At 59.1% G+C, this 11,564-nt stretch carries 12 protein-coding genes; 4 read left to right on the forward strand and 8 right to left on the reverse strand.

Annotation, left to right across the window (positions count from 1 at the left end; translation table 11 throughout):
* The first annotated feature begins 330 nt into the window (after positions 1-330).
* From AC1DYF_RS25570 to AC1DYF_RS25580, 3 genes are all read left to right on the forward strand, one after another.
* The gene (locus AC1DYF_RS25570) at positions 331-2,157 is read left to right on the forward strand and encodes a WG repeat-containing protein (protein ID WP_477879735.1); all 1,827 of its coding nucleotides are present in this window, start codon (positions 331-333) and stop codon (positions 2,155-2,157) included.
* A gap of 569 nt (positions 2,158-2,726) precedes the next feature.
* Positions 2,727-3,020 (forward strand): type II toxin-antitoxin system RelE/ParE family toxin, encoded by a 294-nt coding sequence (locus AC1DYF_RS25575; protein WP_477879736.1) that lies wholly within the window; start codon positions 2,727-2,729, stop codon positions 3,018-3,020.
* Entirely contained in the window at positions 3,017-3,343 is a 327-nt protein-coding gene (locus AC1DYF_RS25580; RefSeq protein WP_477879738.1) for a helix-turn-helix domain-containing protein, read from the forward strand. The genes AC1DYF_RS25575 and AC1DYF_RS25580 overlap by 4 nt, the downstream gene beginning before the upstream one ends.
* A gap of 739 nt (positions 3,344-4,082) precedes the next feature.
* On the opposite strand, the gene AC1DYF_RS25585 is transcribed toward AC1DYF_RS25580, so the two are convergent.
* The gene (locus tag AC1DYF_RS25585; protein WP_477879739.1) at positions 4,083-4,823 is read right to left on the reverse strand and encodes a TetR/AcrR family transcriptional regulator; all 741 of its coding nucleotides are present in this window, start codon (positions 4,821-4,823) and stop codon (positions 4,083-4,085) included.
* Between AC1DYF_RS25585 and AC1DYF_RS25590 the strand changes: the two genes are divergently transcribed.
* Positions 4,805-5,827 (forward strand): ISAs1 family transposase, encoded by a 1,023-nt coding sequence (locus AC1DYF_RS25590; protein ID WP_477879740.1) that lies wholly within the window; start codon positions 4,805-4,807, stop codon positions 5,825-5,827. The two genes, AC1DYF_RS25585 and AC1DYF_RS25590, sit on opposite strands and share 19 nt — an antisense overlap.
* Before the next feature lie 273 nt (positions 5,828-6,100).
* On the opposite strand, the gene AC1DYF_RS25595 is transcribed toward AC1DYF_RS25590, so the two are convergent.
* The 7 genes from AC1DYF_RS25595 to AC1DYF_RS25625 all read right to left on the reverse strand — a co-directional run bounded on the left by AC1DYF_RS25595 (position 6,101) and on the right by AC1DYF_RS25625 (position 11,533).
* On the reverse strand, positions 6,101-6,592 hold the full coding sequence (locus AC1DYF_RS25595; protein ID WP_477879742.1) for a GNAT family N-acetyltransferase: 492 nt from the start codon (positions 6,590-6,592) through the stop codon (positions 6,101-6,103).
* 207 nt (positions 6,593-6,799) lie between these two features.
* On the reverse strand, positions 6,800-7,588 hold the full coding sequence (locus tag AC1DYF_RS25600) for a class I SAM-dependent methyltransferase (protein WP_477879744.1): 789 nt from the start codon (positions 7,586-7,588) through the stop codon (positions 6,800-6,802).
* Positions 7,589-8,009: 421 nt separating this feature from the next.
* Positions 8,010-8,762: a hypothetical protein gene (locus AC1DYF_RS25605; protein ID WP_477879746.1), complete on the reverse strand. Its 753-nt coding sequence runs from the start codon at positions 8,760-8,762 to the stop codon at positions 8,010-8,012.
* A gap of 73 nt (positions 8,763-8,835) precedes the next feature.
* The gene (locus tag AC1DYF_RS25610; protein WP_477879747.1) at positions 8,836-9,093 is read right to left on the reverse strand and encodes a hypothetical protein; all 258 of its coding nucleotides are present in this window, start codon (positions 9,091-9,093) and stop codon (positions 8,836-8,838) included.
* A 391-nt stretch (positions 9,094-9,484) separates the two neighbouring features.
* A complete protein-coding gene (locus AC1DYF_RS25615) occupies positions 9,485-9,856 on the reverse strand; it encodes a VOC family protein (protein ID WP_477879748.1) in 372 nt (123 codons plus the stop codon).
* Positions 9,857-9,935: 79 nt separating this feature from the next.
* Entirely contained in the window at positions 9,936-11,174 is a 1,239-nt protein-coding gene (locus AC1DYF_RS25620) for an RNA polymerase sigma factor (RefSeq protein WP_477879749.1), read from the reverse strand.
* Positions 11,171-11,533 (reverse strand): YciI family protein, encoded by a 363-nt coding sequence (locus AC1DYF_RS25625; RefSeq protein ID WP_477879751.1) that lies wholly within the window; start codon positions 11,531-11,533, stop codon positions 11,171-11,173. The genes AC1DYF_RS25620 and AC1DYF_RS25625 overlap by 4 nt, the downstream gene beginning before the upstream one ends.
* Positions 11,534-11,564 lie beyond the last annotated feature (31 nt).

The following is an 11,564-nucleotide window of genomic DNA, read 5'->3' on the forward strand; positions in this document are numbered from 1 at the left end:
TTAAGTCATCCCCGGAGCCGATTGCGTTTGGAAGATGGGCCGACCCGGCCGGGGAGGGATTCGGCGTTTAATCCCTTGCACCTTCTGTGATTCAGCATTGAAGTTTGACCCCTTGCAGCGCGGAAGAATGCCCCCGGTCTGTGCAGATCAAAATGCTGTTCAGTTTGCGATTTCTTCGGTTTGGCCGGGGTCAACGTTCAACGCCTATGGTGGGGTCAAACGCCGGGCCGAAACACACCGATGATGTCTCTGCGAGACCCCAGGTTCGACAAGTCACACTTCGAACATATTGCCGCACATTTCTGGTAGTGCTTTCATGGAGGGACAATCGTGAAGCATTGCGCAGAGATTTCAGCAATCCTCGTGGCAGCGTTCGCCAGCCTGCATCCGTTCACGGCAACGGCCGCAGCTGAGCGTCACAGCCCAGACTTGATCGCGAAGTGCGGAGGGACATACAATCTCTGCGGATATCTTGATAGCGAGAGCCACGAACAACGGATTCCACAAAAGTTCGAGCGGGCCTTCAATTTCTCAGAGGGACTGGCAGGCGTGCGCGTGGATGGCCGATATGGCTACATCACCACCTCAGGCAAGATGACCATCCAGCCAAAGTTCGATCTTGTGGGCGAGTTCAGGGATGGGCACGCTGAGGTGCTCGTTGGCGATAAAACCGGAATAATCGACACCGCTGGCAACTTCCTTCTGCAGCCGCAGTATGCCCGAGCGATCCCATTTGGCAGAGCGGCCGCGATTGTACTGCCCGGGAAATGGGTATCTCCTTATATGATGGGTGCCGAGCGGCTTGATACAGACGCTTTCCCCTCGACGAGTGAACGTTTCGCTCTTGTCGATTTGGCTTCGGGCAAGACGCTCAAGGACGGCCTGTTCATCACGGAGTTCGATTACAAGACCTATGTATGGGCCTCCCAGTTGGGTGGCCCGGGCGTCGGTTTGCTCGCCCCAGACGGATCGTGGAAAATCAAGCCGACATACATGGAAGTGTGGCGGCTGTTTCAGGGCCGCTCAATCGTCTGCATGTACGCGCCCGAGGACCGACGCGGCGATCCCAAATATGCGCACTGTGGGTCAGTCGACGAGAACGGTGAGGTCGCGCTGCCACTGCAGCCAACCTACATCAATGGATATTGGAATGGTCTGTACCGCATCTTCAGAAATCAAAAGCCAGGTCTGCTAACGGAAGCTGGCGTCCTGCTCGGCGGGCAAGTGTTCGATGATATTTCACCCAAGGAAACCGGGGACATCATTGAGGTCCAAAAAGACGGAAAATGGGTCGGTCTCACCCAGTCAGGGGAAATCGTCGCCAATCCCAATGACGGAAAAGTCCTGTTGGCTTGCCCGTCGGGTGTGAAGTTCATCTCCAAATCGCACGGCATGGAGGTCATTGGGCCTAACGGAGTGGCGACGGAACCATATGTTTTCAGCGACACTTTCCTCGGAAGTTCCTGCGCATTCCCGATGACTGTCGGGCACAACGGCAAATACGGATTTCTGAGTTCCGAAGGAAAACTGCTCTTGGACCCGCCTTTCGTTGAGAACGGCTACTCCTTCGACAACGGGTTCGCGGGAGTGAAAAATGATGGCAAGTGGGGGATCGTGGACGAGAAAGGTAATTTCACCGTCACACCTCAATTTGACGAACTGCGGCCCGACGCAGGCCTGTATGTGGTGAAACGCGATAACCAGGAGTTCTGGATTGACGCACACGGCAACAGGCAATCCGAGCCGCACCGGGCACAAGACCGACACAAGACACTTCAATGCGGAGATGGAGGTGGCACGATCATCGGCAAAGAAGTGAATGGCCAAACTGTGTGGGGCCTCGCGGACGCTGAAGGAAAAACGATAGTCGAACCTCGCTACCGGGCAATGAGCTGTTTTGAGAATGGTCTGGCCTGGGTTCCAGTCGACGAGAAGAAAGCCTGGTGCGCGATAGACCGCTATCAAAGAATTCGCGAAAACGTGCAGTGCGTAACCAACTGGATAGCTAACCGTGTGTTTGATGCCGGTCCTGAGAAGATGTCCGATGACTATTATGAGAGTGGGGTTCTGTGGATGCGGGCCAACCTCGAATATGGGCTGGGATTGAGGAAAAGCCCCCCGCGAATAGTTGGGCACGGTGTTTCAACGTCGTTCTAGCGAAGCTGTCTTGAGCACGAACTGAGTTGGTTCGGGGCCGCCATGGTATTCAAGCGGGATCCGCCATGGTCCAGTGCCTGGGAAGCGCTCCGGCAAATTGGTCCTCAGTCGAGGGTCGGTTCACAAAACGCGTTCACTCACATCTCCCTTTCGGCGCGGAAGAATCCCCCCGGTCTGTGCAGATAAAAATGCTGTTCAGTCTGCGATTTCTTCGGTTTGGCTGGAATCAACGTTCAACGCCTGTGGTGGGGTCAAACGCCGGGCCAAAACACACTATGGCCTTCCCTGTGATTTGGGCGAAGGCAGTCCGCCACACCTTTTCACGGGTGTGTCGTCCTACTCCGTTGCGCTCATCGGCTCTCAAGCCTGTACCGCCCGAAAATTGAATTACGGCCTGACTGTTTTGCCAAGAAGAGAGGGGCGATTAAGAAAATGTCAGTTTTTTGTTGTCAGGATTATAGCACTAGAGCTATAAGAACAGGCCGCATATGGACACGCGAAAGCCCGTTGAATGGATAGGTTCGTCCCTGGACGACCTGCGGAGCTTTCCCCCGCCTGTGCGGCGCGCCATGGGCCAAGCCATCGACGACGCGGAGCAGGGCAAGGAGCATTCCAGTGTCAAGGCCCTAAAGGGGTTCGGCGGCCGGAGCGTGCTGGAGGTTGTCGACGACTTCGACGGCGACACCTACCGCGCCGTCTACACCGTGCGCTTCGCGGGTGCCGTCTACGTGCTGCATGCCTTCCAAAAGAAGGCGAAGAAGGGGATAGCCACCCCGAAACACGAACTGGAGCTGATCCAGGCCCGTCTCAAGCGGGCCGAGGAACACTACAGGGAGAACTATACGAAAGGAGCCAGGACATGAGCGACGACATCACCGTGACCCGTGGTAGCGGCAATGTGTTTGCCGACCTTGGTTTGGACAACCCCGAGGAAGAGCAACTGAAAGCCCAACTCGTGCGGGAAATCCGCGACATCCTCAAAGGCCGCCGCATTACGCAGGCCAAGGCCGCTGATCTGCTCGGCCTGAAACAGCCGGACGTGTCGGCGATCGTCAACGGCCGCACCGAGAAATTTTCCATTGACCGGCTCCTGCGCTGCATTCGCAGCCTCGACCGGGAAATCACCATTACCACGCGGCCGAAGAGCCGTGCGAAAGCGGCACGGAGCGCACCAGCCGCGGCATAAGCGAGCGCTGGCGCGCTAGCTTCTAGCAGTGTCGTTGAGGAATGGGCCTATGAGATTTATCGCATCGCTTTTGTTTCTTGTCATGGCATCAGCAGCAATGGCTATAGGGCCAGCTGGGCCGCCCCCATGGTCGTGCTCTGTGGCCGCAGCATGCAGCGCTACGGACACTTGTGTCGCTCTATATGCCCTTCCAATGCGGTTTAAGCTGACACGAATCGAGGGGGATAGGTTCGACCTGGAGTATGACGGTTCCGAGCAAGCCGCGCTGATACTTCCCAGCTTGAGGGACGCGAGACAATTTGCCGAAACTTATGGTTCGTTTGAGCCTCCCCCGTTCATCTTAATCCCGAATGACAAGATTAGCGACACGCATAGCTTTTGGCTTCAGCCCATCTTCCAGCGCGGCACTGGTCAGCGCTTCATCGCAGACGAAAAATTGCTTGTCGGTTGCAATAGCATTCGGAATTGATAGCCAAAAACAAAAAGTGGGCGGCATGGACAAGCCGTCAGGTTGCGTGCCGCACGTCGGACAGGACCGGCTCGCTATGCCGGCGAAACCGCGTGAAACGGCCACCTAGACAGCGGTTCCAACCGTTTTCAAATATCCTCTCGGGGGTGTGGTGGCAGACAGCCCCCACAGGGTACGTTGCCCGCGGCGTCGGTGTGAGGCACGGGGGGTGCAGCGGCTCGGAGGGGCCAGGGGGCTCGCCCCTGGTATCGTGCTCAGTCCAGCCGCAAATCACCCACCCAGCTCAGGATGGGCCGACAGATACGCCAGCGTTGCCTTCACCGCTTCGCCCTTGGCCTCGCGGAGCGTGAATGGCGACGATGTCACCCCATGGACGACGCCTTCGACCAGGCTCGGGAGCACGAACAGGATGCGGTTGATGTTTTCAGAGCCGGTTTCGGCGATGGCCTGCTCGAATGCCGCCCGCAGCGCGTAGCGAAAATGCTCCGGGCCTTCATTGACCGAGGCGGAAACGAGCTGGTGCAATTCTGTCGCGACGGAATGCAGATCGACAAGCTCCTCGACAAGATCGACCACAAATTCGCTGAAGGACGATGACGCGTGGGCGGCGATATTGCGCTCCAGCATCTCTCGAACGTCCCCGACATGCCGCTCATGCAAAGCCCTGAAAACCGAGCTCTTGTCCGGGAAATATTGATACAGCGAGCCGATACTGACGCCTGCGACCTCGGCGATACGGTTGGTCGTGACCGACGCGGCCCCGTGCCGTTTCACGACCAGGGGGACGGCAGCCAGCACATCCTCCACCGTTTGCCGCGAGCGCTGCTGCCTGGGGATGCGGCGGGCTGGAATGTTGGCGTCACTCATCATCGGGCGATGATACCGAGGCTGCGGGGGCAGGTAAAGGGCGATGGGGAGAACATCAGGGCAATCGGGTGAGTTAACGGCAGACAACGTCTGAAATCTGTGAATCTGTGTGAAGCCTCTGATTCGTGAGGGAGGTTCGAGCATGGAATTGCAGCCGGCTATATCGGAAGGGATTGTTTTTCTTTCGTATTTCTCTGAGCTTCCGGCTGCGTCGGTTTAGCCCGTATACCTACGGAACACCAWGTGAGGATCAACTGGGCGTCATTGTCGCAAGCCTTGACGTTGAGGCGTTCCAAACCTGTTTTGCCCGATGGGTGGCGGCGATGACCAACCGTCCGGCTGAGGTCATCGCCATAGATGGCAAGACCTCGCGCCGCTCCGGCACGAAAGGCAACAAGGACGCCCTGCATACGCTCAGCGCCTTCTCAGCACGGCAGAAACTGGTCCTGGGGCAGGTCAAAGTCTCGGAGAAATCCAATGAAATCACAGCCATCCCCAAGCTTCTCGACATGCTCTCGATCGACGGCGCAGTGGTGACGATTGATGCCATGGGCTGCCAGAAAGAGGTCGCCCGCAAAATCATCGACAAACAAGCCGACTACATTTTGGCGCTAAAGGGCAATCAGGGGACGCTGCATGAGGATGTCAAACTGTTTGCAGCCGAACAGATCGAGCGCCGTTTCGCCGATTGCCGGCATGACATGCACCGAACCGTCGATGGCGAACACGGTCGGATCGAGACGCGCAGCGTCCATGTGCTCAGCGACATCGGCTGGCTGGCCGACCGGCACGACTGGCCGGGCCTCACATCCATTGTCGTGGTCGACAGCCTGCGGGAAATCCAGGGCAAAAGCCAATCCGAAACCAGGTTCTACATCACCTCGCTGACGGCAAGTGCTGCCGATATCGCAGCCTATGTGCGCGATCATTGGGCCGTCGAAAACAGCCTTCATTGGGTTCTCGACATGAGCTTCCGCGACGACGAAAGCCGTGTCCGCACCGACAACGCCCCCGCTATCTTCGCCATCATGAGACACATAACCGCAAACCTGCTCAGGCTCGCCCCCGGAAAGGATTCCATCAACCTCAAGCGCAAAACCGCAAACTGGGATGACAAATACCTCGAGACCATCATCCGCAAAAATTAACTCACCCGATTGCCCTGGGGTTGAGCCCGCCCCAATGTCTTGAATGAGGTCGAGGCTCGACGTTCACGAACGCATGCAAGAATGACCGCGAATGGCGCGAAGCTGCCTTTGCTTGCTGGCCGGCTTTGGCCCAAACTGGACATCGCCTGGCGGTTTCCGGCCTCAAAGCGGCCACCGTGCGCTGGCTCGCCCCTGTTGACGTTTCCCCCGCGGTGAACACGGAGCGGCAGGGGGCACGCAATCTCTGATCTGGGCTGAGGGACCCGCCGGCGATCACAGCCGCTTGGCCATCCAGAGGTGCGGCTGGCCCTCGTCCTCGTAATCGACATCGCTGATCTCAGCATAGCCCTGCTTGGCGTACAGATCCTGCGCGTATTCCTGGGCATGCAGTTTTACCAGTCTGGCGCCGGCCTGGCGCGCTGCCTCGTCGCTCGCGGCGATGATCACGCTCGCCAAACCCCGGCGGCGAAATGCCGGCATCACAGCGACGCGGCCCAGCAGATACGTCTCCGCTGCCGTCACGCCCGCGTCGAGCGCGCATGTGGGCGATTGCGGGCTTTCTGGCGCAAGGGTGCGCTCCAATGGTTCCGGGAACAGGCGTGAGCACCCGGCCAGCTCGCCATCGATATAGAGCGTCAGGTGCACGCAGGAAGGGTTGTCGTCGATGCCGTCGAAGTCATTCGAGTAGCCTTGCTCGTCCATGAAGACAGCGCGCCGCACCGCAAAGGCGTCGTCGCGCGCGTTGATCCTGATCTGCCGAGACATAAAGGCCCCTTTATCCGCCGGTTTGCTTGCGCAGCATTATAACGGCAGGCAAGGCGTGTCACTCCTGTTTCCTGGTCCGATCGTTTCGGCGCGCCGTGTCACCTTATGGTTCGTCCGCTTGTGGCTCAAAGCTGCCCTGGCTCGTTGGCCGCCTGTGGCCCAATGCCGACATTCACCGAAGTTTGCGAGGCACACAACGCCGTTCAATTATTCCGGCACCGCACCCCGTATCGCGTTGGCTCGCGCACTATACGTTATGCGGCCGGCTGCATCCGTCGGCAAACGTGCACGCAGCCTCGACTTCAGCCCCTCCACGTCGCTGGCTGACATTGCCGCAACGATTGGCCGTATACTGCCGGTAATTGTGCTTGAATGCCAGAAATCGTCGAAATCGGCGAAGGTCCGTTCCACTGTGATTTCGCGGGTCTCGATGGCCTGAAGGCCCGCGTTGCTCCATAGATCGCGCATGACGTTCATGCGTGAGGCGTTGACGCTCGGTGGAAGCGGCGGCGTGATGCCCAGAGCGAGAAACTCAACCTGGATCGGATCGAACGGGAAGCCGCCGCCCAACATGTCCCAAGCGTATGTCGCAACCATGCCGCTTGGTCGAACCACGCGTACCATCTCCGCAACGCCTTTGGCTGGATCGGGAACGAAGAAAATCACCAAGGCCATAACTGCGGCATCGAAACGTGCTTTATCGAACGGCAACGCCATGGCATCACCCTGCCGAAACTCTACGCCAGATATTCCCTTCCGCGCGCGCGCAAACATCAGTTGCGCTTCGGACGGATCAATTCCCTGCACTTCACTTGGCGCTAACCGCTCGACAAGCAGTTCTGTGAATGCGCCGTTGCCGCAACCCACGTCGATCCACTTAAGTCCCAACGAGGGCGCCAGCCAGTCGAGGAACACTTGTCCTGCAAGCCGGCTCCAGACACCCATTCCGCGCTCATAGGCTGAACCATCATCAAAACGTATGGGCGCTTGGCTCATCGACATCCTCCGATACATGACACAAGTGCAGCATCGTCCGGGTTTGATCGGGAAAAACAGCGCGTGCCGATGAGCACCACCTTTGCACCAATAACGACCCGGCGACTTCCCTCAAGCGGTCCTTCTGCCTGACTGCTGGGCCGATGTCTATCGTTTCTGTGGCGTTGACCGGCCCGACGGAAGTGCGTGAATATAGCCCTGTCACTTGCGCTAATGGCGCCAAGCCACCGAGTGCGTTCGGCGGCCGTTGGCCCGAAGCGGACATCAACAAACCAGACCTATGCGTTATCAATGGACCCTTACGTGTGCGGTTAAGCGCCGCGTTTCGCACGGTCGACTAGAGGAACGATCAGAGGCACCGCTGTCGAGACCCGACGCGGCCAAAAGCTCGACTGGCGACACTCAATCGTCGACCTGGCCGTCACGGCTTTGGGTCGGAGCGCGCCGACCCGATCATTTCGCTGCCAATTTCAGCAGAGGAAGGCCAATGGCCTTGCCTGCTCGCGCGAAGGACCTCATAGTCATGCAGCCTGCTCAAGTCCGGCTGGACGGGCCGTCCGTCTTGAAGGAACACCGCACCTTCAAACTTCGACGGTATCGCGGCGACGAATTCTTCCGCCTCTTTGAGAAGTTGCTTGAATAAGCGCAGCGCCATACGTGCATCAACAGGCTCTCTGGTGATGACACGGTCGAAATCATCCTGAACATACACGCAGTTCCGCCTGAGGTCCTCGATGAGGCTTTCAGGCGTGAACCCCGGGTCTTTTGCAGGAGCCGCCCAGATTGCCGACGGAAGGCTAATGCCGCTCGCATGCAGGTGCAGAAGATCGATCAAGTCTCGAGGCTCCTTGCGTGATGCCGCAGCCAAGACCTTGTTTGTCGCGAGGTCGAAGATATCCAGGCGATAGCCGAATTCATCGTCAGCGACGGCCTCGAAGAACCGATAGTCACTGTCGACAGTCCATTCGAGTATGGTCTGCTCGCCGGCCTTGCTAATGATGGCTCGGAAAAACTCGGCTCGCTCGGCATCGAACAGAAATCCGAAGCCAGCTTCTTCCAGTGAAGCGCGATCTTTGGCGACCACCTCGGCCAGCAGACGCACGCGGTTATCGTTGCCCGCGAGATCGTTGAAAACGTCAATATCTTTGGAGAGTCGAAGGCTATTCCGGTTCATCATTATGCCTCCGGCGATATGTCTCCCCGGATGACGGTTCTGCGCGATCGCATGTAACGCTTCGCGCTGCGTCCTAGATATCGGCAAGACAAGCTTCTTCCAGTTGCACCGCCAACCGTCTGGACGACATGTTGCCCTCTCGCTTGAGCCGAGAAACCGCATCGAGGACATCCGAGAGACGAGGCGACGGCATTTCGTTGGTTGACCAGAAGCAGAGGGCACCAAATTCGGAGAATGCCTTGTGATAAAGCGCTGCGGCCGAAGAGCCTGCTTCTCTGTGCAAGGCTTCGGCTCCTAACTGCAAGAGTTCCTTTCGCGTGAAAGGTATCATGTCGAACTCCTTGACATCAAAATATGCCACGAGACATGATCTCGCAAGTGGCCGATACCGCGCTAGGCGGCTGGGACCGAACACGCCGCCAGTATTGAGCCACACACGAGACTTGGCACGACACACCCACTGTCGTGGTGTCGCTCGGTTTTGCCTATTATCGACGACATCCCGCGCGCGCCTTGCGTCGTGAATGCCTATGGCTCGACTGAAGCGATGCAGAAAGCAGTGGTCGACTGCCTTCTCGGCCGAACGCCGTTTCTCGGGCATTCGCCCGTCGATCTACGTCCGCTTGTGGCACATCGGAGACGCGAAGCCTTGGCCGCCTTGGCCCAAAGCAGCCATTGCTCTGGGCCCGAGACGTGATCGCCTGAAGCCGACGACGAAGCCGTCAGCTGTTGACAAACCCCTTGGGAGGCTCGACCAGGTTGATGCGGTTGCCCTCGGCATCGAATATCTGTGCCACGCCGCCGAAATCACCCTGCACCCTGTTGATCAGTTGCAGGCCAAGGCGCGAAAGCCTTTCGCCCTCAACCTCGAGCACCGGAACGACGATCGTCATGATCCCCTTGCCGGCGCGTTCGTCATCCTTCCAGATCTGCAGGCCGGCGCCTCCCATTTTACGCCACTGGGCCATGCCCGGTATCGGCTGGTCATCGGCAGGGCGTCCCATGAGCTTTTCATACCAGGCGAGTGCCGCGTCGAAGTTGGAAACGATGGCGGACGCGTAGATGCCCTGTACAGTCATTGTCGTGGTCGTCATGTTGGTTCTCCTTGGTTGGACAAAGGGATGTCGCGCAGGAGTTCCCGATTTCGACAGGCGCCATGAAAAAAGCGCGCGGTCAGGGCAAGATTTTTGCGCGCTGCTCTTCGAGATGGCGCCGTTCCGCCTCCGACCAGCTGAGGCCGATGGCGATCGTGAAGGCTTCCGCCGCGTCGGCAAGCTTGCCGAGATCGGCGCAAATCCGCGCCCGCGCCGTCCAGTAGGGCAGGTAATCGGCCATCCGCGGGTCGCCGGCAAGCGCATCTATATCGCCGAAAGCCGCCTCTGCCTGGCCGGTCTGCACCAGAGCCGCGCACCGGTTGAGGGTCACGACCGGCGACGGCGCAATCTCGCCCAGCACATCATAGAGAGAAACCACGGCCTGCCAGTTCGACAGGCCGCTCATGCGGCGCGCAACATGGGCGGACTGGATCGCCGCCTCGATCTGGTAACGGCCGGTCGGTCCGTCCGCACTGGCCTCGCGCAACAGACTTTCGGCGACGCGCAATTGCTCGAGATCCCAGAGCCCGACCTCCTGGCTGTCGAGCGGCACGAACGCACCATCGGGCCCCCTGCGCGACGACCGGCGCGCCTCCGCGTAAAGCATCAGCGCGAACAGACCTTTCGGCTCCGGCTCTTGCGGAAGCAGCGATACGACCACGCTGGCAAGCCAGATTGCCTCTGGTCCAAGCGTTTCCGCCCCGTCAATCTCCATCCACCCGCTCGTATAGGCAGCGTAGATGCAGGCGAGCACCGGCGGCAGGCGGTGCGCCAGATCCTCCTTTTCAGGCACGAGAAACGGAATTTTCTCATCCTTGATCCGCGCCTTGGCTCTGACAAGCCTCTGGCTCATGGCCTTTGGAGAAACGAGAAACCGCGCCGCGATATCTGCCGCCGTCAGGCCGAGCACGGTCTGCAGCATCAGCGGCGTTCGCGCCGCAGCATCGATGTCGGGATGGGCGCAGGCAAACATCAGCGCCAGCCGCCTGTCGGCGATCTCTTCATTGTGCTCCGCCGCTGCCGCAATTTCCCTGGCGATCAGATCGAGATGATCGGCATTGCCGGCCCTGACCTTGTCCTTGCGCCAGTCGTCGAGCTTGCGCCTGCGCGCGATGGTCAACAGCCAGGCATCGGGGTTGTCAGGCACGCCCTCGACAGGCCACTTCTCGAGCGCCGTGAGGAAGGCCGCCGCGAGTGCATCCTCGGCGGAGGCGAGATCGCCCGAGCGTCCGCCAAGATAGGCGACAAGGCGGCCATAGCTCTCGCGCGCCACCCGCTCCGCCACGGACCGGGCAAGGATGGAACCCGAAACCGTCATCCGGCATATTCCGATGGATCCCTGATACGGCGAACCTCGATCACTCCCCAGGTTGCGGCAGGACAGCGCGCCGCCCATTTGTTGGCTTCGTCTATGTCGGCGACGTCGATGACATAGTAACCGCCGAGCTGTTCGCGGACATCGGCATAGGGTCCGTCCAGAACACTGACCTCATTTCCCCGAACGCGAACCACGCTCGCCTCGGAGGAGCCGACAAGCGCGCCGGTGGCGACGAATGCCGCCGCTTTCTCCAGCGCCTGCTTATAGGCATACATCTGGCCCATGAAACGCGCCATGTCCTCCGGCGTCACGGCCTTGCCCGCGGCTTCGTCGGCATGCAGCATCAGCATGTAGCGCATGGTGTTCTGTCCTCACTGAAAGCCGAATTGC

The organism is Rhizobium sp. P2_G9, from assembly GCF_056403475.1.